This is a genomic window from Auritidibacter ignavus (assembly GCF_003703835.1).
Taxonomy (GTDB): Bacteria; Actinomycetota; Actinomycetes; order Actinomycetales; family Micrococcaceae; genus Auritidibacter; species Auritidibacter ignavus.
Map to the genome: position 1 here is coordinate 1 of NZ_RDQR01000018.1, position 24141 is coordinate 24141.

Annotated in this window: 25 protein-coding genes and 1 pseudogene; 18 read left to right on the top strand and 8 right to left on the bottom strand. The window is 58.3% G+C overall.

Features of this window, described 5'->3' with window-relative positions:
* Positions 1-189 precede the first annotated feature (189 nt).
* The 6 genes from DYI20_RS09030 to DYI20_RS09055 all read left to right on the top strand — a co-directional run bounded on the left by DYI20_RS09030 (position 190) and on the right by DYI20_RS09055 (position 6759).
* Positions 190-669 (top strand): helix-turn-helix transcriptional regulator, encoded by a 480-nt coding sequence (locus DYI20_RS09030; protein ID WP_243857395.1) that lies wholly within the window; start codon positions 190-192, stop codon positions 667-669.
* A gap of 30 nt (positions 670-699) precedes the next feature.
* The gene (tatA, locus tag DYI20_RS09035) at positions 700-996 is read left to right on the top strand and encodes a Sec-independent protein translocase subunit TatA (RefSeq protein WP_122549360.1); all 297 of its coding nucleotides are present in this window, start codon (positions 700-702) and stop codon (positions 994-996) included.
* A gap of 28 nt (positions 997-1024) precedes the next feature.
* On the top strand, positions 1025-1915 hold the full coding sequence (gene tatC / locus DYI20_RS09040) for a twin-arginine translocase subunit TatC (RefSeq protein WP_243857334.1): 891 nt from the start codon (positions 1025-1027) through the stop codon (positions 1913-1915).
* A 23-nt stretch (positions 1916-1938) separates the two neighbouring features.
* Positions 1939-4884, top strand: coding sequence for a DEAD/DEAH box helicase (locus DYI20_RS09045; RefSeq protein ID WP_122549361.1), 2946 nt, complete (start codon positions 1939-1941; stop codon positions 4882-4884).
* Positions 4885-4905: 21 nt separating this feature from the next.
* On the top strand, positions 4906-5934 hold the full coding sequence (locus tag DYI20_RS09050) for a hypothetical protein (RefSeq protein ID WP_110100558.1): 1029 nt from the start codon (positions 4906-4908) through the stop codon (positions 5932-5934).
* A gap of 90 nt (positions 5935-6024) precedes the next feature.
* Positions 6025-6759 (top strand): polyprenol monophosphomannose synthase, encoded by a 735-nt coding sequence (locus DYI20_RS09055; RefSeq protein ID WP_110098351.1) that lies wholly within the window; start codon positions 6025-6027, stop codon positions 6757-6759.
* Positions 6760-6834: 75 nt separating this feature from the next.
* Here the strand turns inward: DYI20_RS09055 and DYI20_RS09060 are convergent, their stop codons facing one another.
* From DYI20_RS09060 to DYI20_RS09070, 3 genes are all read right to left on the bottom strand, one after another.
* The gene (locus tag DYI20_RS09060) at positions 6835-7182 is read right to left on the bottom strand and encodes an RNA polymerase-binding protein RbpA (protein WP_110098352.1); all 348 of its coding nucleotides are present in this window, start codon (positions 7180-7182) and stop codon (positions 6835-6837) included.
* A gap of 77 nt (positions 7183-7259) precedes the next feature.
* Positions 7260-8492, bottom strand: a complete 1233-nt coding sequence (locus tag DYI20_RS09065) for an SPFH domain-containing protein (RefSeq protein WP_122549362.1) — start codon at positions 8490-8492, stop codon at positions 7260-7262.
* 120 nt (positions 8493-8612) lie between these two features.
* Positions 8613-9065, bottom strand: a complete 453-nt coding sequence (locus DYI20_RS09070) for an NfeD family protein (protein WP_110098354.1) — start codon at positions 9063-9065, stop codon at positions 8613-8615.
* A gap of 260 nt (positions 9066-9325) precedes the next feature.
* Between DYI20_RS09070 and DYI20_RS09075 the strand changes: the two genes are divergently transcribed.
* The 5 genes and pseudogenes from DYI20_RS09075 to DYI20_RS09095 all read left to right on the top strand — a co-directional run.
* Positions 9326-9937 (top strand): maltokinase N-terminal cap-like domain-containing protein, encoded by a 612-nt coding sequence (locus DYI20_RS09075; protein WP_110098355.1) that lies wholly within the window; start codon positions 9326-9328, stop codon positions 9935-9937.
* 120 nt (positions 9938-10057) lie between these two features.
* Positions 10058-10879 carry a type I 3-dehydroquinate dehydratase gene (aroD, locus tag DYI20_RS09080; protein ID WP_122549363.1) on the top strand — a complete coding sequence of 274 codons (822 nt, stop codon included), beginning with the start codon at positions 10058-10060 and terminating at the stop codon, positions 10877-10879.
* Positions 10876-11334 (top strand): DUF3054 domain-containing protein, encoded by a 459-nt coding sequence (locus DYI20_RS09085; RefSeq protein ID WP_122549364.1) that lies wholly within the window; start codon positions 10876-10878, stop codon positions 11332-11334. The genes aroD and DYI20_RS09085 overlap by 4 nt, the downstream gene beginning before the upstream one ends.
* A 51-nt stretch (positions 11335-11385) precedes the next feature.
* Positions 11386-11664 carry an Lrp/AsnC family transcriptional regulator gene (locus DYI20_RS09090; RefSeq protein ID WP_110110163.1) on the top strand — a complete coding sequence of 93 codons (279 nt, stop codon included), beginning with the start codon at positions 11386-11388 and terminating at the stop codon, positions 11662-11664.
* Between the two features lie 102 nt (positions 11665-11766).
* Positions 11767-12282 (top strand): annotated as a pseudogene (locus tag DYI20_RS09095) (transposase family protein); the annotation flags it as partial.
* Positions 12283-12395: 113 nt separating this feature from the next.
* Here DYI20_RS09095 and trpD read toward each other — a convergent pair.
* Entirely contained in the window at positions 12396-13454 is a 1059-nt protein-coding gene (trpD, locus tag DYI20_RS09100) for an anthranilate phosphoribosyltransferase (protein WP_122549365.1), read from the bottom strand.
* Between the two features lie 37 nt (positions 13455-13491).
* Here trpD and DYI20_RS09105 point away from each other — a divergent pair, with 37 nt between their 5' ends.
* The 6 genes from DYI20_RS09105 (at position 13492) to DYI20_RS09130 (ending at position 19642) form a co-directional block, all read left to right on the top strand.
* Positions 13492-14001 (top strand): hypothetical protein, encoded by a 510-nt coding sequence (locus DYI20_RS09105; RefSeq protein WP_147472551.1) that lies wholly within the window; start codon positions 13492-13494, stop codon positions 13999-14001.
* Positions 14002-14142: 141 nt separating this feature from the next.
* Positions 14143-14781, top strand: a complete 639-nt coding sequence (gene ctaE / locus DYI20_RS09110) for an aa3-type cytochrome oxidase subunit III (protein ID WP_233491952.1) — start codon at positions 14143-14145, stop codon at positions 14779-14781.
* 94 nt (positions 14782-14875) lie between these two features.
* The gene (gene qcrC, locus DYI20_RS09115) at positions 14876-15676 is read left to right on the top strand and encodes a cytochrome bc1 complex diheme cytochrome c subunit (protein ID WP_110098369.1); all 801 of its coding nucleotides are present in this window, start codon (positions 14876-14878) and stop codon (positions 15674-15676) included.
* Between the two features lie 73 nt (positions 15677-15749).
* Complete coding sequence (gene qcrA / locus DYI20_RS09120) at positions 15750-16832, top strand: cytochrome bc1 complex Rieske iron-sulfur subunit (RefSeq protein WP_110123183.1); 1083 nt, start codon at positions 15750-15752, stop codon at positions 16830-16832.
* On the top strand, positions 16829-18505 hold the full coding sequence (gene qcrB, locus DYI20_RS09125; protein ID WP_122549367.1) for a cytochrome bc1 complex cytochrome b subunit: 1677 nt from the start codon (positions 16829-16831) through the stop codon (positions 18503-18505). The genes qcrA and qcrB overlap by 4 nt, the downstream gene beginning before the upstream one ends.
* A gap of 117 nt (positions 18506-18622) precedes the next feature.
* Complete coding sequence (locus DYI20_RS09130; RefSeq protein WP_208392070.1) at positions 18623-19642, top strand: NADP-dependent oxidoreductase; 1020 nt, start codon at positions 18623-18625, stop codon at positions 19640-19642.
* 154 nt (positions 19643-19796) lie between these two features.
* Here the strand turns inward: DYI20_RS09130 and DYI20_RS09135 are convergent, their stop codons facing one another.
* From DYI20_RS09135 to DYI20_RS09150, 4 genes are all read right to left on the bottom strand, one after another.
* Positions 19797-20198 (bottom strand): cytochrome c oxidase subunit 4, encoded by a 402-nt coding sequence (locus DYI20_RS09135; RefSeq protein WP_110098373.1) that lies wholly within the window; start codon positions 20196-20198, stop codon positions 19797-19799.
* Positions 20195-21910 (bottom strand): aa3-type cytochrome oxidase subunit I, encoded by a 1716-nt coding sequence (gene ctaD / locus DYI20_RS09140; RefSeq protein WP_122549368.1) that lies wholly within the window; start codon positions 21908-21910, stop codon positions 20195-20197. Before ctaD ends, DYI20_RS09135 begins: the two co-directional genes overlap by 4 nt.
* 5 nt (positions 21911-21915) lie before the next feature.
* Positions 21916-22815: an aa3-type cytochrome oxidase subunit II gene (ctaC, locus tag DYI20_RS09145; protein ID WP_110110177.1), complete on the bottom strand. Its 900-nt coding sequence runs from the start codon at positions 22813-22815 to the stop codon at positions 21916-21918.
* A 250-nt stretch (positions 22816-23065) separates the two neighbouring features.
* Positions 23066-23461 (bottom strand): HesB/IscA family protein, encoded by a 396-nt coding sequence (locus DYI20_RS09150; RefSeq protein WP_110098376.1) that lies wholly within the window; start codon positions 23459-23461, stop codon positions 23066-23068.
* A 332-nt stretch (positions 23462-23793) separates the two neighbouring features.
* Between DYI20_RS09150 and DYI20_RS09155 the strand changes: the two genes are divergently transcribed.
* A complete protein-coding gene (locus DYI20_RS09155; RefSeq protein ID WP_110100545.1) occupies positions 23794-24126 on the top strand; it encodes a hypothetical protein in 333 nt (110 codons plus the stop codon).
* Positions 24127-24141 lie beyond the last annotated feature (15 nt).

A 24141-nucleotide genomic window follows, 5' to 3' on the forward strand; every position in this document is an offset into this window, starting at 1 on the left:
TCAAGGGAGTCGAGCCGGCAGAACGTCGTGAGATCAGGAGATGATAAAGTAAGCTTGGACACGTCGAGGTCTTTCGGATGGACTGTGTAAGAACTTCCATCATCGGAAGACCTCGACGTCTATCCGGGCAGCGCCACGCCGTGTCCTGGAATCACTGATCCACACCCTCAATTACGAAGAGCCCGATTACTGTTCTACCGGCAACACACCTATGTGCAGGCCTGGTGTCGTCGTGCGAATGCCGAACGGTCCTTCCGGCTCGATCGGATCGGGCGTTTGGCCGAGACCGAGGACACCTTCACCCCACATGTGGCCTTGCACGCATTGGGCCTGCCCACCACCGGCGAGACGCATGATGACCATGAGACGTTGGTGGTGCAGTGCCTGTTCTCCTACCGTTTGAAGGATCTGGTACCCACCTACGATCCTGTCCGTGTGGCCGAACTCGATGACGGTCGCGTGGTTGCGGAACTACGCATGCATTCGATGCGTGCTCTGCAGGATCTGGTCACCTCCCACCCCGGAGAAATCCAGGTACTGGGCACCACACCACAGTCCCGTCGCGTGCGAGATGAGCTCGTCGAGCGCCTGGATGGAGCAATCGCCACCCAGCACCGTGCCATGACAAAGCAGGACTTTCTGTCACCGGTGACATCTAGATCGCTGTAGACTGTTCCACAGCTACGGAAAGGACGTGCCATGTTACCTAAGGGTTGGCCACTGGTCATCGTTATCATTCTTATTCTTCTGCTGTTTGCAGCACCCAAATTGCCACAGTTGGCCCGCAATCTGGGCCAGTCCATGCGCATTTTCCGCTCCGAGGTCAAGCAGATGAAAGATGAGGACCAGGACTCCGAGAAGTCCCAGTCCTCGCAGAAGGACTCCGCTGAGTCCGAGCAGGGCTCCGATATCCGCGCCGTGGAAGGCACGGTGGTCGAAGACGAGCCGAAGCAACAGCACTCGGAACACACCGCTCAGAACAACAACCGCTCCTAAATTTTTATCGGTGTGACTTTTCACGTCCATGACTGAAAACTCCTCCTCCGACCCTGGTTCGAGTAGCACGAGCACCACCGGCAAAAAGAAGTCGCGCACCACCACACGTCGCCGTCACAACCCCGAGGGGCAAATGCCCCTGAAGGCCCACCTCACAGAGCTCCGCAACCGCATCATCAAAGCAGGGCTCGCCCTGGTGGCCGGCACGATCGTGGGTTTTATCCTCTATCAGCCCACCTTCACGATGATCACCGAACCGGTGTCACGGTTAGACACCGCAGAGCATCCGGCCGAGGTCGTGTTTTCTTCGGTCGCTCAGCCGTTCGACATCATGTTGCAGGTCGCGCTTTTTACCGGTGTGGTGATCTCCAGCCCGATCTGGCTGTATCAGTTGTGGGCCTTCATCATGCCGGGGCTGAAGAAAAACGAGAAGATCTACACGCTCGGTTTTCTCGCCGCGGCAATCCCGCTGTTCATCGGCGGGGTGGTGTTGGGCTGGGTCGCGTTGCCCCAGGCACTGTCTTTTTTCACCTCACTGACTCCGGAAGGTACCGCGCACCGGATTCAAGCCACCGTCTATATTCCCTTTGTGCTCCGGTTGTTGCTGGTCTTCGGGGTGGCCTTGGTGTTGCCGGTAATCTTGGTGGGTCTGAATATGGCCGGGGTGATCTCGGGCAAACAGATCCTGAAACAGTGGCGGATCTCGGTGATTGTCATCGCCGTGGTGGCAGCCATGACGGCCCCGGGCTCGGATGTGATCACCATGTTCTTCATGGGGCTGCCACTGACCATCTTGTTCTTTGTGGCCTTGGTGATCTGTCTGGTTAATGACAAGCGTCGGGTGAAGCGTCAGACCAAAAAACAACGACAGCTCGATGAGGAGATTCAGCGCGGGGCGAGGCCACTAGGGGAACTTTAATCGTTTCCCCTAGGCTGAATAGCATGACCGAGGCAGATCAGCACTTATCACCCGCCGAACGCTATGCGCTGGATGCCAAGCGTCGACGGCAAGCTCGCACTCCGCTCGGCGAGTTTTCCGCCTCACTGGGTTTTCAGCTCGATGAGTTCCAGCAACAAGCCTGTCAGTACCTGCAACAGGGCCACTCGGTCTTGGTAGCTGCGCCCACCGGGGCGGGAAAAACCATCGTGGGAGAGTTCGCAATTCATCTCGCCCAGTCCTCGGGGCTCAAGGCTTTCTATACCACCCCGATTAAAGCGCTCAGCAATCAGAAGTACACCGATCTGGTTCAGCGCTACGGAGCCGCGCAGGTGGGGCTACTCACCGGGGATGTGGCTCGCAACCCGGATGCTCCTATTGTCGTGATGACCACCGAAGTGTTACGTAATATGCTCTATGCCGACGCGGAGCCACTGAGAAATCTCGGCTACGTCGTCATGGATGAAGTCCACTACCTGGCCGACCGTTTCCGCGGTGCTGTGTGGGAAGAAGTCATTATCCATCTTCCCGAGCACGTTGCGTTAGTGTCGTTGTCGGCTACGGTCTCCAATGCCGAAGAGTTCGGCGCCTGGCTGGATACGGTGCGGGGTTCCACCAAGGTCGTGGTCTCCGAACACCGTCCGGTCCCACTCTGGCAACACGTCATGGCCGGAAAGAATCTTTACGACCTGTTTGCCACCACCGGTGAAGGTGTGGAGAAACCCAAGCTCAATCCGGAGCTGGCGAAGATTGCCAGCGAACAGCAACGAGCCGGTCAGCCCGCCCACTGGGGTAAACCCGGTTCCGGAAAACGCGGTCGCGGTGGCAAGAGAGGAAAGGGTGGCAAAGGAAGCGCATACCGCTTCCGCAACCACACCTCCCAGCACCGCCACAGTCCCGGCCCGCGCGCCCAGTCGATGGCTACACAGACCCGAACCTCCCGCCCAACGATGGTGCGGGTACTCGAACGCGAAGCGCTGTTGCCCTGCATTACCTTCATCTTCTCCCGTGCCGGTTGTGATGCTGCGGTAGAACAGTGTCTGCAAACCGGCCTGGATTTGACCACTCCGGCAGAAAAACGCGCCATTGAGGATCTGGTTGACCAAGCCGGAGCGACGCTACCCGAGCACGACCGTGACGTGCTGGGCTTTTGGGGGTGGCGCGATGGCCTGAAACGTGGTTTCGCCGCCCACCATGCCGGCATGTTGCCACCGTTCAAAGAGGTGGTGGAGGAACTGTTCGCCGCCGGGCTGGTCAAGGTCGTGTTCGCCACCGAAACCCTGGCGTTGGGCATTAATATGCCAGCCCGTACGGTGGTGTTAGAGAAGTTGGTGAAGTTCAATGGTGAAACCCACGCACCCATCACGCCGGGGGAGTACACCCAGCTGACCGGGCGAGCTGGACGACGTGGCATTGACATTGAGGGTCACGCGGTGGTGATGTGGTCCGACCACCGGTTCGAACCTCATCAGGTGGTCGGGTTAGCCTCGCGTCGCACCTACCCGCTGAATTCCTCGTTCAAGCCCACCTACAATATGGCCGTAAACTTATTGGCGGTCTACGGTCTCGATACTGCCCGGGGGATTCTGGAGTCGTCGTTCGCCCAGTTCCAGGCCGACCGGTCCGTGGTGGGTCTGGCCCAACAGGTCAAAGAACAAGAAAAGTCCTTAGAGGGATACCGGCAGGCGATGAGCTGTCATCTGGGGGACTTCACCGAGTATGCTGCCCTCCGCCGAGAGCTGGCCGCGGCTGAAAAATCTGCGTCCCGGGTGAAAAAACGTGCCCGGCGCGATGCTGAAGAACAATCCTTGACCCGGTTGGTGGTTGGCGACATTATCGAGGTCACAGGCCCCCGGAAATTCGGGGTGTGTACCGTGGTCTCCACCGCCGGCAACCCCCATAACCCCCGAGTTGCGGTCATTACCCATAAGGGGCAGTTTCGCCGGGTCGGCACTGATGATCTCGCGGAACCGGTGGAACCGATCGGGTCGGTGAATTTGCCCAAGAATCTGCTCACCAAGACTCCCACGCAACGCAAAACGATTGCCTCCTGGGCTCGCGAAGCCCTGCGCCGGAATCAGAAACCTCGGCCGCGCGAAGAAATCACCGGGTTCCGGTACCGGGATGAATCCGCGATCGAACGCGTCGAACAGTTGCGGGCGATGTTGCGCGCCCATCCATGCGATACCTGTGCCGACCGAGAAGAACACGCCCGCTGGGCCAACCGGTGGGCCACGTTGCGCTCTGAAACCGACCGGTTGATCTCCACAATCGACTCGCGGACCAACACGATTGCCACCACCTTCGAACGCATCCTGGGCTTGTTGGCCGATTACGACTACGTCGATCTGGAAACCGAGACGCTCACCAAACCCGGACACGTCCTGCGCCGGATCTATGGGGAACGTGACCTGTTGACCGCATTGTTGCTTCAAGACGGGGTGACTGACACCATGTCGCCCGAAGACCTAGCCGGGCTGGCGGCGCTGTTGGTATTTGAGGGCCCCGAGGAGGAATTGATCGTCCAACCCGATATGCCCACCCCGGCACTGACCGAGGCGCTGGATGCCAGCGACGCGATCTGGTACCAGCTCCAAGATGCCGAGTCACAAGCCAGTCTGAAAGTCACTCCGCAACCGCACCCGGGGTTGGTGTGGCCAGTCTTCCGGTGGGTTCGCGGTCAATCGTTGACCCTGTGCCTGTCCGGCACCACGCTAGCGGCCGGAGACTTTGTCCGGTGGGCCCGGCAAGTGATCGATATGCTGGACCAGCTGGCGAAGGCCAGCCCGGATGCGGATTTTTCCCGGCGGTGCTTTAAAGCCAAGGACCTGGTTAATCGCGGCATCGTCTCCTACTCCGCCAGCCCCGACCCGCTGGGGGAGGATGGCCCCGACCCGCTCGATTCCCTGGAGTCGGACGAACCTACTGGGACCACCGATGAGACCCGCTGAGAACAGGAGAGAGAACACGCTATGAGCCTGCTACTGCGTAACGGCTTCATCCACACCGCTGATGACCCTTTTGCCACCGCGGTGCTCATTGAGGATCAGACCATCTCCTGGGTGGGGTCCGAGGAAACCGCTGACGCGATGGTCAAGGCCACTACCGACCCCGAGCCCACTGTCGAAGTGGACTTGGCAGGAGCCTTGGTGGTGCCAGCTTTCATCGATGGTCTGAGTACTCAGGCCCCCGACGTGACCACCGGATCCGAAGACCGGCAACTGGTGTCGATGACGACCGAGGCGGAATCGGTGGAGGACCACAATGCGGTGGTACGCTACGGTCCGATCGGCTCTGTAGCCCCACAGTGGTGGATCCCTCACCAGGAGATCGATGACGGGTTGACCCAGTTGCTCGAACACAGTGACCGGACACCGGCGGTGCAGGCGTTGATCGGCTCGAGGTCACCACACGAGTTGGATACGATTCTGTCTCGACTCGAAGGAGCCGATGCCGGTTGGCTAATGCGGGCCCGCCACCGGGTAGTGGCCAATCACCCGCTCAGCGCCGAGCAGATTCAGCGCATGCGAGCAACACAGTTGTCGTTGACTGTCACACCGCTCTGCTCGGACACACCCGAATTGCAGGCGCCGCTGGCCGATGTGGTCGCAGCCGGCATCCACCTCAGCCTGGGTTCCGGGGATGATGAAGCCAGCCACGAGAATATGTGGCGGGTCGTCACCGCAGCGGTGGAACACCCAGACCCCGCCCAGCGACTATCCACCCGGGCAGCCTTTCATGCGGTGACTCGCAACGGGGTACGGGTTTTGCCCTCGGTGATCTCCCAGCGGTTATTCCAGCACGGTCGGATTAGGGTCGGCTCACCGGCGCGGTTGGGTGTCTACACCGGGACCGAGCTGGGCGTGCAAGTGCCGGATGAATCCAGCGCCCAATTTTCCACAGATGCCCGGGCCGGCTCGGCGTTATTGCCGATCGTGGATTCCGCTACCCCCTTGCCGCAGCGCCAGGCCACTGTGGTGGGAGAGGACTACCGGGGGTGACGGGGACGCAAGCTCAGCTACCACGAGAAGAGAACACTCCGCGCTATACTCATGCGAGGAGAAGTCCAGCACGGCTAATCGAGGAGAGCCATGAAAGTACTGACCATCATCCCAACCTATAACGAGGCAGAATCCTTGCCCGGAACTCTGCAGCGCGTGCGAGTGGCTAACCCCGAGGTGGATGTCTTAGTGGTCGACGATAATTCTCCCGACGGCACCGGCGAGTGGGCCGATGAGCAGGCAACTCAGGACTCTCAGCTCCACGTGTTACACCGCACCGAAAAGAACGGGCTAGGTGGGGCCTATTTGGCTGGTTTCGCCTGGGGCCTGGAGCGTGGCTACGACGTGCTGGTGGAAATGGACGCCGACGGCTCCCACCAGCCTGAACAATTGCACCGGCTCCTAGACGCGGTCAATCAGGCTGATCTGGTGATCGGTTCGCGCCGGGTGCCCGGTGGCAAGATGGTCAACTGGCCTTGGTACCGCAAGCTGATTTCGATGGGTGGTTCGGTATACCCACGAATTCTCTTGGGGCTAAAACTCACCGATATCACCGCCGGTTACCGCGCCTACCGTGCTGACACGCTTCGGGAGCTTGACTTGGATGCTGTCCAGTCCAAGGGGTATGGCTTTCAAGTGGACATGACCTTCCGCACCGCGCTGGCCGGTAAGCGTATCGTTGAGGTGCCCATTACCTTCGTTGAGCGCGAGTTCGGCGAGTCCAAGATGAGTGGCAATATCATCACCGAAGCACTGGTAAATGTCACCAAGTGGGGTGTGCAGGCTCGCTGGGAGACCGCCAAGAAAAAACTCGGCCTGAACTAAATTCACTGCCAAGAGCCAAGAGCTGAGACACCCCTCCCTTAAGCACCACGCAGGAGTGAGAAAGGGTGCCTGTCGCTACGGCAGTGGCTCTTCACCACGACGTTCCCGCAGGGCATTCAGCCGTTGTTTGAGCGATTCTTCGAGTTCTTCGATACTACGACGCTCCAGCAACATATCCCAGTGGGTCCGCACCGGTTTGGAGTTGTCTTCGACGTGCTGTTCACCGTTGACCAGCCGCGCCTCTTTACCGGTTTTTGTGGTCCAGGTGGGGGGAACTTCAGCTTCAGCGGCGAAGGTGACAATGACGGTTTCACCGTCTTCGCAACGGTACTCCACCCGCTGTCGGGCTGCCGGCTCCACACCGGCTTCAGTTTCCATGGACTGCGAACCTAGCCGCATCCCGCGAAGACTGCGATCACTCATCCAATAACTCCTCTATATCAACCTCAGTGGTGCTACCGCTGGCCCGGCAGAACACCGGCGCAAACTACCACTATAGATCATTGCTGATCGTCAGCACGACCGGCCTGCGGTGGATGGGGCGGACGGGCCGGCAGTCCATCCGCAGTGAAATCAGGCTCGGCCAAGGCCTCTTCCAAGCTGGTGTGCGACAGCTTGGGAGCCTTGGGAGCGTGCTCAGCAACCTCAGCGGCAGTAGTCGGCCGGGGCTTACGCCGGGCGCGACGCTGTTCGGACTCTGCAGTTCCAGCGGAGTCATGCTCCGAAGTACGCGGGGTCCAAGTAGTCTCAGCGCCATCGGCCGAGGAATTATTCCCGGTCCCGGTCTGAGGTGTCGACTGAGAACCATTCTGGTCGGTGGAGTTTCTCGGGCCAACGGGATCGCCACTGGGTCCGGGAACATGGAAACCGCCAGCAATATTCTTCAACGCGTCAGTCAGTTCAGACGGGATGATCCACATCTTATTGGAGTCGCCTTCGGCCAGTTTGGGCAAAGTTTGCAAGTACTGGTAGGCCAACAGATCCTGATCCGGGCGACCGGCGTGGATGGCCTCGAATACCGTGGTGATGGCCTCAGCTTCGGCGTTGGCACGCAAGATTCTGGCCTGGGCCTCACCTTCAGCAGCCAGCACCGAAGCCTCGCGATTACCTTCCGCGGTCAAGATCTCGGATTGCTTTTCACCCTCAGCGGTGAGAATCGCGGCACGACGATCACGCTCTGCGCGCATCTGCTTTTCCATCGAGTCCTGAATTGAGGGCGGGGGATCGATAGCTTTCAGCTCTACACGAGAGACCCGGAGCCCCCATTTGCTGGTGGCTTCATCCAGCACGCCACGCAACTGAGTGTTAATCGAATCGCGGGAGGTCAGTGCCTGTTCGAGGTTGAGACCACCTACCACGTTGCGGAGCGTGGTTGTGGCCAGGTTTTCCACGGCGTGAATGTAGTTGGCAATCCCGTAGGTGGCGCGGTTAGGGTCGGTGACCTGGAAATATACCACCGTGTCAATGGAGACCACCAGGTTGTCCTCGGTGATGACCGGTTGTGGCGGGAAGGAGACCACCTGTTCACGCATATCAATCAGCGGTAGCATCCGGTCGATGATCGGTACCAGCATGGTCAGGCCCGCTCCTTGAGTACGCTGGTACTTCCCCAAGCGTTCCACGATGCCCGCGCGAGCCTGGGGGACGATTTTGATGGCACTCGCCAGTACCGCGATGATCACGATGGCCAAGATGATCATCACGACGACAAGAATGATTTCTCCGGCACTCATAGTTCCTCCGGGATGAGTTTGTTGGGGCCTTTCAATTGTTCAACGCAATGAACGCTTTAGGGTGACAGATCTAACACGAGTATAGCGAGACCTCGCAGACGGGCATAGCCACCGCACGGCCTATCGCTGAGGACGGACCCATAAGATCGCGCCGTCAACCCGCTCGATCACGACTTCCTGATCCACCGCCAGAGGCATCGGGCTGGTGGTGCGAGCCGACCAAATCTCGCCATCGAGCTTGACGAAACCCGCGTGTTCTGACACCTCGCTAGTCACCGCCGCATTCCGGCCCGGATAGGCCTCGATCGAGTCATCGTGCGGATGACTGCCCGGCAAGCTCAAATGTCGCATCGCCACCGGACGCAGGGCAAATAACAACACCGCTGCTACCGCCGCGAATACGCCAATTTCCGCCGCGAAGGGGATGCCGAACAACGAGGCGATCAAGGCTCCGAGCGCGCCACCGGCAAGCATGAGAAAGATCAGATCCAACATCATGAGCTCAACGAGTACTGAGCCGGCAGCGACGACCAGCCACAGCACCCAGGTGTTGTCAGACAGCCAGTCGAACATCCTGTGACCTCCTGAATGTGGTCGCCGAAGCACTCTCGGTTCCGTTGTGTCGTAGCCTACCGAAAAGCACCGCCCAACACAGTACTCACACTTGACCAGCACAGACGATTCTATTTATAATTCAAGTAATAAAAAATATCCATATCGACCTAGGGGAAAGGTAGCAACGATCCCAACGTTCACTATTCAATCCCAGAATCACACTGTCCCTCGGGACCGAGATTGTCGAAGAACATCACTCAACCCCGTAAACTAGAAGAATGGCTACTGTATATCTCGCCGAAACAGAACCAGATAGAAATAGTATTCTCTCGGATTGGGTTGCTTCCCAATACTGGGGATCTGATGAAGACATAGAGATCGTCGGTAGCTACCATTTTGATGACACCGAAGGCTCCATCATGCTCGAAGGGTTCATCCTGCATCAAGGTGAACGCTTCTTACACGTGCCGGTTACATACCGCCTGAAGCCCCTGGCTGGCGCTGATTCATACCTGGTTGCCGAAATGGAGCACCCAGCGGTCGGACATCTGTGGATCTACGATGCGCTCGCGGATCCTGTGGCCGTACATTTGCTCAATCTGGCGATTGCCGGAGAAATTCAGCAAGCTGTTCCGTATTTCTATAATGCCGATGGACAGTACCTGGGGTCCGAAGAGTCAAACATCACACTGATCGTGCGTGGCGAGGTTCCTGAGCCCTGGGGCCAGGTCGGTGCACACCACGTCTTATTGCCAGACCAAACCGAGAGCACCACACGACGCATCGTGGCGATGTGGGACTCTGGTCAGTCCACCATCTATGAGCTCCTGGCACCGCAACCAACCTCGGATGAGACCACCACACCAGAAGAGACCGGCTCGATCGACTAAAACCACGAGCGAAAATCAGCCCGGGCGACCGTCTCTGGCCGGACCAATGGGTAAAACGCCGATAATCTACATTATGTTAACTTAACTCTGTATCGAGGTTTTCGGAGGGATCATCTGTCTATGTCAGCGCCCGTCTCCACCCCGCACGGCTCCTACCCCCGTCTCACGCTGGGTACGGCCACCTTTGATGCAGCCAATCCTGCGATCATCACCCCGCTCATGGGTTCGGGGCGAAACCAGATTCTGGGGCAGGCAGCATCGATTCGGGCCCATCCGGATTTCTCTTCGATCTCCGTGGTCGAATGGCGCGTGGATTTCTACGACAAATATGCCCAGCCGGCAAAGGTCACAGCCGTTTACGAGAAACTCATCGAGTTCTTTGGCGAGGTGCCGGTCTTGGCCACACTCCGAACGAGCGCCGAAGGCGGTCAGGCCGACGTCAGTGATCAGACGTACGTGCAGATTTTGACGGCGCTGGCGACCACACCGGGTGCTGTGATCCTTGATATTGAAACGGCGCGAGGCACCGCAGTCGAAGCGCTTGAGCAGGCGCAGGCTCATGACGTAGCCACGCTGGGATCTTACCACGATATCGACCACACCCCAACGAGCTTCGATATTCTCGAACGACTCCAAACCATGGGTTACCGCGGATATGATCTGGCCAAAATCGCGGTGATGCCCAACTCCCCCGCGGACGTGATCCGGATCTATGAGGCCACCTATCAGGCCTCCTCGGTCCTGACGCAACCAGTGATTTCGGTAGCCATGGGCCCGCTGGGCGTGGGATCACGGCTCTCGGGCGGAATTTTCGGTAGCGCCGCGACCTTTGCCACCCTTCAGGGCGCTTCAGCACCGGGCCAGGTGCCTGTGCGCTTGGTCGTTGAGGCTGGCCAGGCGGTCTATACTTCGGCGAAAAATTCAAAGGATGAGACACCATGACTCACCCAGTCCCCTCCCCCTCGCGGGCAACCGAACAAGTCACCCAGCCTGTCCCAGGTGGCCGATGGCGCCCGATCGTGGCAGTGGTGATCGATGTCGCCCTGGTGGCCGGATTTGCCGCACTCGGGATGAGTTCACACCAAGAAGAGATCACCGGTAGCGAGTTGTTCCGCGTGGCTGCTCCCTTTGCCATCGCCTGCCTATTCGCCAGTATCATGACAGGTTTTTGGCACAGCTGGCAGCGCCTGTGGCCCGCTGGACTGGTGGTTTGGCTCTCCACAGTGTTTATTGGTGTGGCATTACGCGTGCTGATTTTCTCCGACGGTTCTCACTGGAGTTTCGTCACCGTCTCACTCATCGTGTTGGGCATCCTGCTACTCGGGCGCCGGGCCATCTCCCAGCTGATCACCGTAGCCCTTATCCGATCCGCACAGCGCAGTGTAGAGACAGACTAGACTAAGGGTCAGCCCGTCGTTGAACCGGCAGATATCGAAGGAGACACGCTGATGGTTACTGCGTTCGTGATGATCAAGACGGACACGAATCGTATTCCGGAGGTCGCAACTGAACTGGCGGATCAGGACGGTATCGCTCAGGTGTATTCGGTCACCGGATCGTGGGACTTGGTGGCCATTGTCCGGGTGCGTGAGTTCGACGATCTCGAAGACGTGATTTCTGATCGTCTCTCCAAGATTGAGGGCATCGTCGATACCGAAACCATGCTGGCGTTCCGCGCCTATTCTCAGCACGATCTAGGAGAAGGCTTCGCCCTGGGATTCGACTAAGAGGTTCCGCGGATAGGGGCACGTCGCTGACGCGATGTGGTTTACCCACTGGGGTGTCATCGTCCACCTATCCCCCGATCGAGTGGTCTTCGATAAGCTCCCGGCATCTTCAACCAACTCGAGCAGATCTGCCTGGAAGCCTACGACAAGATCGTCAGTCTCAACCTGAGCGAGGTCACCGTTGATGGGTGCATCGTCAAGGCATCCTGTGGCGGTGAAGCCACCGGCATCCCGCTCGGCTGCGTCATCGCAAGCGCGCACCGCAACAACTCACCCTTGCTGCAACCCACGCTAGAGCATCTGCTGGGCCGGTTCGACCAGGGCATGGGCGTCGGCCTACCCGAAGACATCACGATCCATCTCGACGCCAGCTACGACAACGGCAAGACCCGCGACCTGCTCGACGAACTCGACCGCGGGGTGATCAGCCAGAAGGGCTTCCCGCTCCAGGCCGGCAAGCGATGGGTCGTGGAGCGAACCAACTCCTGGCACAACCGCGGCTTCAAGAAACTCGCCATCTGCACCGAACGACGTGCCCGCATCATCGACGCTTTCGACGCTCTCGACGCTGTCGCCAACGCCGTCATCGTGACCCGACGCCTACTCACCACAGCCTAGAGCACCCACCACTGGAATCGACCACCCGCCCGCCGACCACGACCTACCCGCGGAACCTCTAACAGTCGACAGAGCTAGATAGGTTTTACCCAGCCCCGGAAACTGGCTGGTGGCTAGTTCCCCTGTGAAACCGCAACCCAGGTGGTCAGCACCTCAGCGGCCGCACCGGAATCAATGGACTCTCGGGCTCGATCCATGTTCTTGCCGATACGTTCAAACAGATGCCCTTCGGCCGAGGTGTCATAGGCAGTGAGCCCGGCGGCGGTGTTCAGTAGCACCGCATCCCGCACGGGACCTGGCTGACCGGCCAGCAACTTGCGAACGATCGTGGCGTTGTACTCGCCGTCTTTGCCGGCCAGCGCTTCGACCGGTTGCAATGAAATCCCGAAGTCCTGCGGGTTCAGCTCGTAGGTTTCGACCGCGCCGTCGCGAATCTCGTAAATCGTCGACGGACCCGAGGTGGTGATCTTATCGCGCCCGTCGCAACCGCGGAAGACCATCCCACGAGTTCCACGATCCCTTAACACGCCGGCCAGTTTCGGGGCCATGGCTTCATGGGCGCATCCCATCGCCTGGGCCTCCGGGCGCGCAGGATTGGACAGGGGCCCGAGGAAATTGAAAGCCGTGGGCACACCGAGTTGTTTCCGGGTGGGCGCAACGAACCGCATCGAGGGGTGGTATTCCTGAGCAAACAGGAAGGTAATACCGGCCCGTTCCAGACACTCGGCCACGCGGGTGTGCGCCATGGTCAGATCAACACCGAGGGACTCGATCACATCAGCGGCCCCTGCCGTGGAGGACGATCCACGGTTACCGTGTTTAATGACTTTCGCTCCGGCTCCTACCGCCACCAACGAAGACATGGTCGACAGGTTTACCGTACCTAACCGGTCTCCCCCAGTGCCTACAATATCGACCGCATCGGGGCTCAGATCGATCTGGGCAGCTTGCGCGAGCATCGCGTTGGCCAGGCCCATCAGCTCATCGACCGTCTCACCCTTGGACGCCAGTGCGACGAGAAAACCAGCGATCTGGGCGTCCGACGCGTTTCCAGACATCATCTCGGTCATCGCCCACGAAGCAGAGTCTACGGACAGATCTTCGCCGTGGATCACCGACGATAACAGGCTCGGCCAGGTGTGTGTGGAGCAGTTCGCTGTGGTATGCACGATCTCATCCTAGTACCTGCACGGCGCAGAACGTGCGCGAGTGAACACCAACATCACAGCCTCACGCCGCACCCGCTCATCACGAAACCTGTGCTGGCAACTCGGACCGCGAAAAGTCTCCTTTATGCCACGACGCCCTCGCTTTGCGGGTATTCACTTACCGACGTTATCGCTCGTCGAGAATATGAGCGAACAAAACCGGCGCCTTCCGGGAGTTGACATGTCGCAGAAAATTGATCCCACGGCACGACGCATCATCATCTGGGCGATTCTTCTTGTCCTGTCTCTGGCACTGTTCGGCATCTCAGTGCTTGCTCAAACGCACCTGTCGAACAACGCTGCGACGTTGTCAGCCGATCAAGTCAACTTGTTAGAGACAGTCGTTCTCTGGTGCGGATTGCCCGGTATATTCTCCGCGACAATTCTCATCATTCTCGCTTTGAACGCCGACGACAACCCGGTTTTTGGAGAAAGCAGGGCTCCCCTCATCACCAAACACAGGTGCTTACCCATGCTTCGGGTGTCATCTTCCATGGCCTGCCAAAACTGACTAAAAGGGTGTTGAAACCTGCAAAAACACTGAAAAATCAGGCCACTTGAGGGTCTCTAAGTGTTCTGTGTCACTCATTTTCCTCGTGAAACACGGCTCAACGATTGGAGAACGAGCCCACTTTCAGTCCATAATGAGAGGGTGACAACTACGACTCAAACCATCTCGCACCCCACCACAGGTTTCCCCTCCCGGCCGAATCTGGTCCAGGTCGGGACCATTGTTTGGTTGGCCTCCGAAATTATGTTTTTCGGCGGGCTGTTTGCCATGTACTTCACCCTGCGCTCGACGTCTCCGACCCTCTGGGCGGAAAACACCGAGATGCTCAGTGTGCCACTGGCGACTGTGAATACCTTGATTCTGGTCGCCAGTTCTTTTACAGCACAGTTTGGTGTTTTCGCTGCTGAACGCCTGCAACCCCGGCGCACCGGAGGCGTCTTCAATATCGGCAAATGGGGCATGGTCGAATGGTTCGTGCTGACCTTCATTATGGGCACGGTCTTCGTCGCCGTTCAGTCCTTCGAATATGCCGAGCTGGTTCAACACGGCGTCACCATCGCGTCCAGCGCCTACGGGTCAGCGTTCTACATCACCACCGGCTTCCACGCCTTGCACGTGGTCGGTGGTCTGATCGCGTTCCTGTTCGTGATCGGTCGCGCTTTCTTGGCCAAGCGGTTCGGACACCATGAGGCCACGACCGCTATCGTGGTGTCGTACTACTGGCACTTTGTGGACGTTGTCTGGGTGGTGCTGTTCGGAATTATCTACTTCCTTCAGTAACCTAAGACTGTAAAACTTAATCACCATTCGCACCCTGAGGTCGTCGAGCCGGAAATGTCACGTCGGGCTTGACAAAAACGTAAGGAAATCATCAGTGAAGGCTCTTTCACAGAACCGTCGCCACCCCGCCGTGGCCGTCGCATTGCTCCTCATCGGGCTGCTGTTGACCGGTGGCCTGTACGCGTTGGCCAGTAGCCTCAATACTGCTAGCGCTACGACGGCTCAAGAGTATTCCGAATCCGATGTCGCTGCCGGCGAGCGACTGTTCAACGCCAACTGCGCCACCTGCCACGGCATGAACGCCACCGGCACCTCCGTTGCACCGTCGCTGGTGGGTGTGGGTGCTGCGTCTGTGGACTTCCAAGTCGGTACTGGTCGTATGCCGATGCAAATGCACGGACCGCAGGCTCAGCAGAAACAGCCCCAATTCAATGACGAACAAACCCAGCAGATGGCAGCCTATGTTGCCTCTTTGGGCGCTGGACCGGCCGTGCCAGAGGACGAATACCTCGACGTCGACCACGACGACGTTGACCTCGCTCGTGGTGGCGAGATCTTCCGTGTCAACTGCGCCATGTGCCACGCCGCCTCGGCTGGCGGTGGTGCCTTGACCCGCGGTAAGTTTGCGCCCACCCTGCATGGTGTGGAAGAAAAACACATCTATGAGGCCATGCAGACCGGACCGCAGAACATGCCGGTGTTCTCGGATGCCAATATTTCCCCCGACCAGAAGCGCGACGTGATCGCGTACCTGAAAGAATTTGAGAACCAGGGCCACCCCGGTGGATTTAGCCTGGGCTCTCTGGGCCCGGTTGCTGAGGGGCTGTTCATTTGGACTGCCGGGCTGGGTCTGGTCATCGGCTTCATGGTCTGGCTGACCTCGCGGTCGTCCTGACCACTGTGACCACTGAGCGCTACCGATAACCCAACACAAGCACATTCATCACTCGAGTAAAGGAATCAGATCTATGGGCGAGCAACGCCACGGAGGACCCGAGACATCGGGCACCGTCGAGCGCGCTGGGGAAGATTCGGGTCGTTACGCGATCGACAACCCGGGTCTGCCGCCACACCGGCGGCGTCTTGCTGATGAGGATCCACGAGAAGCCAAGAAAGCTGAACGGCAAGTCTCTGTGCTGTTCATCATCTCGATTATCGGCACGATCGTCTTCTTCATCGGCTACTTCGGTGTGGGTCAGGTTGGCCCCGATACCGGGTTCGACACCTTGCGCTTGCAGAACACGCTACTAGGTCTTGGCACGGCCTTCGCGATGTTGGGTATCGGTGTGGGTATTGTGCATTGGGCCAAAACCCTGATGCCCGACCACGAATGGGTCGAGGACCGCCATGAGGTCACCAGCGCCGAGGACCAAGAGGAAGCTCGCAAGATTGTCAACGACGTCGTTGATGAGTCCCAGATCAAGCGTCGCCCGCTGTTGCGCAATACTCTCATCGGCGCACTCGCCCTGGCTCCGTTACCCGCTATCGCGATGTTCCGCGATCTGGATGACTCCGATAACCGCTCGGATAACGTCGCTGAGAACTTCGGTGTGGAGCGTTTGCGTCACACCATGTGGGACGAAGGCGTCCGGTTGGTCCGCGACATCACCGGCACCCCGATCAAGGCCAGCGACGTAACCATCGGCTCGGCTTTCCATGTGGTTCCTGAAGGATTGCTGGAGCTCGAGCACGACAAGCTGAACCAGAAGGCCAAGGCCGTCGTGCTGTTGATGCGGTTGAACCCCGAAGACTTGCAGATTTCCGAGGGTCGCGAGGACTGGAACGTTGATGGCATCGTGGCCTACTCCAAGATTTGCACCCACGTTGGTTGCCCGGTGGCGCTGTACGAGCAGCACACCCACCACCTGCTGTGCCCCTGCCACCAGTCAACTTTCGATCTCACGCAGGAGTGCAAAGTGATCTTCGGCCCGGCTAGCCATGCGCTGCCGCAACTACCGATTACCGTTGACGATGAAGGCTTCCTGGTTGCCCAAAGCGACTTCCACGAGCCTGTTGGACCTGCCTATTGGGAGCGTGACAGGAACCGATGACAACAGTCCACGATTACAATGCATCCACTCGCACCGGTAAGATCGCGAACTTTGTCGATACTCGCGTTGGTGCCTCCAAGATCATCAAGGAGTTCGGACGCAAGCTGTTTCCGGACCACTGGACCTTTCTGTTCGGTGAAGTCGCGCTCTACAGTTTTGTGATCCTGGTGCTCTCCGGAGCTTTCCTGACCTTCTTCTTCGACCCGTCGATGTCCCACGTGACCTATGAGGGTTCATATAAGCCGCTCTACGGTGTGGAAATGTCGGCAGCCTATGCATCCGCTCTAGATATCTCCTTTGATATTCGTGGCGGTCTGTTTATGCGCCAACTGCACCACTGGGCAGCTCTGCTGTTCATGGCTTCGCTATCCTTCCACATGTTGCGTGTGTTCTTCACCGGTGCCTTCCGTCGCCCGCGCGAACTGAACTGGGTCGTGGGCTGTACTTTGCTGGTGCTGGGCATCCTGGCTGGCTTCACCGGTTATTCCTTGCCCGACGATGTGCTCTCCGGTAACGGTCTGCGTATTGTCGACGGCATGATCAAGGCCGTTCCGATTGTCGGTACCTACATCTCGATGTTCCTCTTCGGCGGCGAGTTCCCCGGCGAGGACATCATCAGCCGGTTGTACTCCTTGCACATTATGGTCATCCCCGGTCTACTGATCCTGTTGATTGCAATCCACCTGTTCATGGTGGTCACTCACAAGCACACCCAGTACCCGGGTCCTGGCCGCACCGAGCAGAACGTGGTGGGCTACCCGATTGGCCCCGTGTACGCTGCCAAAGCCGGTGGGTTCTTCTTCATCGTCTTCGGTATCCTGGCGCTGATTGCCGGCCTGTTCCAGATGAACGCGATCTGGAACTACGGACCGTATGACCCTTCCCCGGTGTCGGCTGGTACCCAGCCTGACTGGTATGTCGGCTTCGGTGACGGTGCTTTGCGTCTGATGCCCGGTATGCTCGGCGACTACTCCTTCCTGTGGCACATTCCCACGCCGTGGGGCGAGAACGCTTTGCCGATGGGCGTGTTGACACCGCTGATCCCGATGGCCTTGTTGATCCTGGGGATGTTCGTCTGGCCTTGGATTGAACGCTGGATCACCAAGGACAACCGCGAACACCACGTTCTTGACCGTCCGCGTAACGCCCCGGGCCGTACCGGTGTCGGCGTTGCCGGTGTCATTTTCTACTGTGTAATGTGGGCAGCAGCATCCTCGGACTTGATCGCTACCCACTTCCACGTCTCGCTCAACGACGTGACCTACGTGCTCCGCGTGCTGTACTTCTTGGGCCCAATCCTTGGATTCATCATCACCCGTCGCGTGTGTCTGTCGTTGCAACGCAAGGACCGCGAGATCGCCTTGCACGGTCGTGAGGCCGGTATCATTCAGATGTCTCCGAGCGGTGGCTTTTCCGAGAAACACGAACGCGTCAGCGACTACCGTCTCTATGAGTTGGTGGCCTTCGAATCCCAGAAGCCGGTTCCTGCTCAGCCCAATAAGAAGGGCAAGGTCGGTGGCATGGAGAGAATGCGCGCTGGCCTGGCACGGTTGCTCTTCGAAGAGCGCGTCGAGCCGGTGTCCCGTGCTGAGCTGGCTGAAGCCGAGGCCCACGATCACGGTCACGAGGAAATCACCGACGCCTCCTCGGACACCAACTCGCTGGAGCGCTAAGCCGGCACCAACATAGTCTGTGGCCCACTCCCCTGTTGAGGGGCGTGGGCCACAGCTGTGTCTCGTACGTTTAGGTAAAGGGTGACTCGTCTTGCGTTTGTGCCTAGGCTGGGTGGTATGACGATCATTAACAGTACACAGATTCATCTGCAATCGCGCCCGCAGGGCGTCCCGACCCACGACAATTTTGAGACCGCCACCATCGGCCTTCCCGATCTGGGCGACACCGAGGTGCGTGTGGCCAATGATTTCATCTCGGTTGATCCATACATGCGTGGACGGATGAGTGATGCCAAGAGCTACTCTGCCCCCTATGAGGTCGGCGAGGTCATGACCGGTGGCGCTGTAGGACACGTCATCGAGTCTCGTGATCCCAATCTCCCCGAGGGCACCATCGTCCTCCACAATCTGGGATGGCGCGATATTGCTCAGGGGTCCTCCGAGATCTTTCGCCCGATTCATCCTGCATCCGACGACATCCCCTTATCGCTGTACTTCGGACTACTCGGTATGCCCGGCAGAACGGCCTATGTTGGTTTGACGCGTGTCGCACGATTACAGCCAGGCGAAACAGTCTTCGTCTCCGGTGCGGCCGGTGCGGTGGGCACCGCCGTGGGCCAGTTTGCACGGTTGCTGGGCGCCAGCAAGGTATATGGCTCAGCGGGCGGACCCGAAAAGTGTGCGTTAATCACCCAGAAATACGGATTTGATGAAGCCATCGATTACAAGGCCGCCCCGATTCGAGAGCAAGTCAACGAGGTCATCGGTGACGATGGGCTCAATGTGTATTTCGATAATGTCGGAGGCGACCACCTGGAGGCTGCCATCGACGTGCTGGCACCGTTCGGACGTGTCGCGATGTGCGGTGCGATCGGTCAATACAATGCCACGGAACCGCAACCGGGGCCCGACAACATGACCAAAGTCTTGCGCCAGAAATTGCGCATTCAAGGCTTCATCGTCGGAGACTACACTGACGACCTCGGCGATGAATTCGACACCGTGGTCGGCAACTGGTTTGCAGACGGAAAGCTGACCTACGACGAAACGGTGGTCAACGGCATTGAGAACAGCGTTGATGCCTTCCTGGGGCTCCTGCGGGGAGAGAACTCCGGGAAAATGGTCGTCAAGATCTAGCCTGGCCGTCTCCGCTCAGCCCAAGATACAACGCCAGCACGGACTGGCTCCGTGAACACCACATATACAAGGACCGGCCGTTATCCGCCAAGCAAAGGGAATAACGGCCGGTCCTTGTCTGTCACGTCATACTAGGCGGGGCTGATTTTTCGCCTTAGTGGGCGTGCTCCCCCGTCGAGAACTCGAAGACCCATCCAATAAGGAAGAACAAGCCCAGTGCGGCACCGATGAAAAAGATCCACCAACCAACAGCAACGCCGAGCACAATGACTGCGCAGGCCACGCCCAGCCCAAGCGGCCACCAGCTCCACGGCGCAAAGCTGCCGTAGGTACCGGAGTAATCCTCGATCTCACCGTCTTCACGATCGGACGGTCCGGTCTTGAATTTCCGGTCGGTGAGCCACAGGTAGAAGGAGATCATCCAGCTCATCGCAGCTAGGGCAAAGAATGCCGGGATGCCAACCCATTCGGTAAAACGCGTGGCGAACATGTAGATCACAGCGACGATGACGAAGAAGGCACCAATGATGTTGAAAACGGCGATTGATGGTTTCATGCCCGTGCACCTTCCTTGTCGATACGGTATGAGGACTCAGGATCCGGCGAACTGGGGAGCAACTCGGGGTGATGCAGGTCCAGTGCCGGGCGCTCGGAACGGATTCGTGGCAGAGCGTGGAAGTTGTGGCGCGGTGGCGGGCAGGAGGTTGCCCACTCCAGCGAGCCACCGAAGCCCCACGGGTCGTCGACGGTGACCTTCTTGGCCTTGCGGTGGGTGATATAGATGTTCCAGAAGAACGGAATCATCGAGGCACCCAGCAACATCGCAAAGACCGTGGAGAACTGGTTCATACCGGTGAAACCGTCTTCCGGCATGTAGTCGGCGTAACGGCGAGGCATGCCCATGACACCTAGCCAGTGCTGGACCAAGAAGGTCCCGTGGAAGCCAATGAACAGCATCCAGAACTGGATTTTCCCCAGACGTTCGTTGAGCATCTTTCCGGTGAACTTCGGCCACCAGAAGTAGAAGCCAGCGAACATCGCGAAGACCACAGTACCGAAGATCACGTAGTGGAAGTGTGCCACCACGAAGTAGGTGTCGGAAACGTGGAAGTCCAGCGGCGGGGAGGCCAGAATGACACCGGTTAGACCACCGAAGAGGAAGGTGACCATGAAGCCCAGCGTCCACAGCATTGGGTTCTCGAAGGTAATGGATCCGCGCCACATGGTGCCGATCCAGTTCACAAACTTCACACCGGTCGGGACCGCAATGAGCATGGTCATCAGCGAGAAGAACGGCAACAGTACCGAACCGGTGACGTACATGTGGTGTGCCCACACGGTCATAGACAACGCAGCGATAGCGGTGGTCGCAAACACCAGAGACTTATACCCGAAGATCGGTTTGCGGGAGAAAACCGGGATGATCTCTGAGGCAATACCGAAGAACGGTAGCGCAATCACGTAGACCTCGGGGTGTCCGAAGAACCAGAACAGGTGCTGCCAGAGGATGGCACCACCGTTCTCCGGGTTGAAGATGTTGCCGTCAAAGCGACGGTCCAGACCCAGTGCGAAAAGCGCCGAGGCCAGTGGCGGGAAGGCCATCAGGATCAGGATACTGGTGATCAGGGTGTTCCAGGTGAAGATCGGCATACGCCACATGGTCATACCTGGAGCACGCATACTAATGATGGTGGTGATGAAGTTGACACCACCCATGATAGTGCCGAAGCCCTGTAGCGCCAGACCAAAGACCCAGAGATCACCACCCACACCGGGTGAGAATGTCGTGTTGGACAGGGGCGCATAGGCGAACCAACCGAAGGAGGCTGCACCCTGCGGCATCAGGAACCCGGCGGTGGCGATCAGCGAACCGAACAGGAAGAACCAGAAGGCCAGGGCGTTCAGTCGAGGGAAGGCCACGTCGGGGGCACCAATCTGTAGTGGCACCAGCACGTTGGCGAAACCCACAAACAGCGGTGTGGCGAACATCAACAACATCAGGGTTCCGTGCATGGTGAACAGCTGGTTGAACTGTTCTTTGGTCTGCAGGATCTGCATACCTGGGCTGAACAGCTCGGCACGGATCAACAGTGCCATCACACCGGCGATGCAGAAGAACGCAAAGGAGGTGATCAGGTACATGTACCCAAGCGTCTTGTGGTCAGTGGTGGTGAGCCAGTTGACGACAATGCGCCCCTTGGATACCGGAACTACTCGAGGTTGAGCTCGAGTCTGCGAGTCATCCTGGGTGTATTCATAGGTGGTCATAGTTATTACTCCTCAACCCGTTCCGGGTCACCGAGCGGAATCTCAGCATCTTGCTGACCGTCTTCGTTCTGGTTGGTGTTACGGTTCAGCTCATCACCGGAGAGACCCTCAGGCAACTGCTCGAGTTGGTCACGGAATTCTTCTTCCGAGACAACTTCGACGTTAAACAGCATTTCTGAGTGGTATTCACCGCACAGCTCAGCACACTTGCCCTGGAAAGTCCCTTCTTCCTGAGGGGTCAGGTACATATGGTTGGTCTGGCCGGGAACCATATCGAGCTTCTGCAAGAAAGCTGGGATCCAGAAGGAGTGGACCACATCACGAGATTTCAGACGGAACTCGACAGGAACATCAACCGGCAGATATAGGGTCGGCAAGGTTTCTTCGACGCCCTCGGACCCGTCGAGGTGAGCCTGCTCGCCGTAGAAGTGACGCTCTTCGCCGTCGTATTCGTAGTCGAAGTCCCACGCCCACTGCTTACCGTAAACGGTGACGGTCAGCGGGGAGTCTTCAACCGGAGTGTCGACCGAGCGCTGCACGCGGTCGGTGAAACCCCACAGGGTGAGGACCAAGATGATCGGGATGATAGTGAACATGGTTTCCATCGGAACGTTGTAGGCGTTCTGACGCGGGAAACCACGATCTTCCTTACGACGACGATAGGCGATCATGCACCACAGCATCAGGCTCCATGCGGCCACGCCGATCACCAAGGCGGCGATCCACGAGCCGACCCACAAGTGGGTCAGTTCTTCCGTGTGGTTCGTGGTGTCGTTGCTGCCTGGTAGCCAGCCCCGCTTTACTTGTTCTGAACATGCCGTGAGAACAAGCAACCCGATGGTGGCTAGCGCTCCTCCTTGGAGAAGCCGTTTACCGTGGCTGCCGGCTTGATTCTGCGATCTCACAGACGGCCCTTCCTCTTCATTACAAATCAGTGCGAGTGTGTCTATATAGAACTGTACCCCGTTTTCCTCAGCGGACTGAAGTCTGGGCACAGACCAAGACCGTTATGGTGTTTTCTATTTTAGAGTCTCAAGACCACCTGGGGTGAACAATGACACGAGACAGCGGACCAGATCATGGGCTCATGGTCTGGTCCGCTGTCATTTACTGTCCCGTACCTCGGTACTGCACTCTGGCTTGGTTCCTCAGCCGTTAGTGGAAGGAATCACCGCAAGCGCACGATCCTGCAGCGTTTGGGTTGTCGATCGTGAATCCCACTTTGGTGATGGAGTCTTCAAAATCGATGTTGGCGCCGATCAAATACGGAACCGACATCTTATCGACGATCACCTCAACGCCGTCGAAATCGCGGACGGCATCTCCGTCAAGGACGCGCTCATCGAAGTAAAGCTGGTAGATCAGTCCGGAACAACCCCCGGGCTGAACAGCGATGCGCAACCGAAGATCTTCGCGGCCCTCTTGGGTGAGTAGCTCGCGGACCTTCGCGGCCGCAACATCACTGAGGGTGACCTCGTGGGTGGGCAACCCGTCGGCAGGTGCGGCCGGCGGCAGATTCACGGACGACTGTTCCTGTGCTTCAGTAGTCATTTTCCGCCTTCTCTCAGATCGATCAAGGAGATCACGTAGATCGGATGGTTCAATTAGGTCGCACCTGGGCCTGAGGGCCTCACGAAAGCCATAGCCTCAGATGCTTTGTCTTCCATTGTAGACACTCTGTTATAACGGGGCGGGTGTTTTGTCACGCAGAGCGCAACCCGGGGTCTCAGCGACGGTCCCCTGACCACCTGGTAGATCGTCGCCCCCAGTGTGCCCGCTGAAACAGACATGATTGTTAGCGTGAGTCATAGGTTACCGAACAAGTTCGTTTTCAGAAGCGTTAACAGCACGACCGCACTATCGTAGAAAGGATCTTGGCTAGGATGGCCTCGATCTTCCGCCCGCGTACGGTCACCATCCCCGAGGAGCACCTGGACGAACTTGACACAGTGGTGCGGGGAATGCCGCAACGATATGGCAAACAGGTCGCGACTTTCGGTGATGAACTCTGGACGGTCGAGGGCCAGCCTCAGCTCGGTCCGGAGCCCTACGGTAGCGGTGACAGTTTTCGCTACACGACTACCTTTTCAATCCTCGAGGACGATCTCTCAGCACAAGCACAACAACAAGTTGTCGAGGATTTCCAGGACCTCGCCGACGAGTTGGGGCTAAGCCGCAACGAGGGCAACCCGTCCGAGCTAACCGCCAGCGACTGACCCAGCGGTGGGATT

Bases quoted from the DNA above. Each gene is read 5' to 3' on its own strand.
- tatA (WP_122549360.1), top strand. From the start codon at position 700: ATGTTACCTAAGGGTTGGCCACTGGTCATCGTTATCATTCTTATTCTT.
- tatC (WP_243857334.1), top strand. From the start codon at position 1,025: ATGACTGAAAACTCCTCCTCCGACCCTGGTTCGAGTAGCACGAGCACC.
- DYI20_RS09045 (WP_122549361.1), top strand. From the start codon at position 1,939: ATGACCGAGGCAGATCAGCACTTATCACCCGCCGAACGCTATGCGCTG.
- DYI20_RS09050 (WP_110100558.1), top strand. From the start codon at position 4,906: ATGAGCCTGCTACTGCGTAACGGCTTCATCCACACCGCTGATGACCCT.
- DYI20_RS09055 (WP_110098351.1), top strand. From the start codon at position 6,025: ATGAAAGTACTGACCATCATCCCAACCTATAACGAGGCAGAATCCTTG.
- DYI20_RS09060 (WP_110098352.1), bottom strand. From the start codon at position 7,182: ATGAGTGATCGCAGTCTTCGCGGGATGCGGCTAGGTTCGCAGTCCATG.
- DYI20_RS09065 (WP_122549362.1), bottom strand. From the start codon at position 8,492: ATGAGTGCCGGAGAAATCATTCTTGTCGTCGTGATGATCATCTTGGCC.
- DYI20_RS09070 (WP_110098354.1), bottom strand. From the start codon at position 9,065: ATGTTCGACTGGCTGTCTGACAACACCTGGGTGCTGTGGCTGGTCGTC.
- DYI20_RS09075 (WP_110098355.1), top strand. From the start codon at position 9,326: ATGGCTACTGTATATCTCGCCGAAACAGAACCAGATAGAAATAGTATT.
- aroD (WP_122549363.1), top strand. From the start codon at position 10,058: ATGTCAGCGCCCGTCTCCACCCCGCACGGCTCCTACCCCCGTCTCACG.
- DYI20_RS09085 (WP_122549364.1), top strand. From the start codon at position 10,876: ATGACTCACCCAGTCCCCTCCCCCTCGCGGGCAACCGAACAAGTCACC.
- DYI20_RS09090 (WP_110110163.1), top strand. From the start codon at position 11,386: ATGGTTACTGCGTTCGTGATGATCAAGACGGACACGAATCGTATTCCG.
- qcrA (WP_110123183.1), top strand. From the start codon at position 15,750: ATGGGCGAGCAACGCCACGGAGGACCCGAGACATCGGGCACCGTCGAG.
- qcrB (WP_122549367.1), top strand. From the start codon at position 16,829: ATGACAACAGTCCACGATTACAATGCATCCACTCGCACCGGTAAGATC.
- DYI20_RS09130 (WP_208392070.1), top strand. From the start codon at position 18,623: ATGACGATCATTAACAGTACACAGATTCATCTGCAATCGCGCCCGCAG.
- DYI20_RS09135 (WP_110098373.1), bottom strand. From the start codon at position 20,198: ATGAAACCATCAATCGCCGTTTTCAACATCATTGGTGCCTTCTTCGTC.
- ctaD (WP_122549368.1), bottom strand. From the start codon at position 21,910: ATGACCACCTATGAATACACCCAGGATGACTCGCAGACTCGAGCTCAA.
- DYI20_RS09150 (WP_110098376.1), bottom strand. From the start codon at position 23,461: ATGACTACTGAAGCACAGGAACAGTCGTCCGTGAATCTGCCGCCGGCC.
- DYI20_RS09155 (WP_110100545.1), top strand. From the start codon at position 23,794: ATGGCCTCGATCTTCCGCCCGCGTACGGTCACCATCCCCGAGGAGCAC.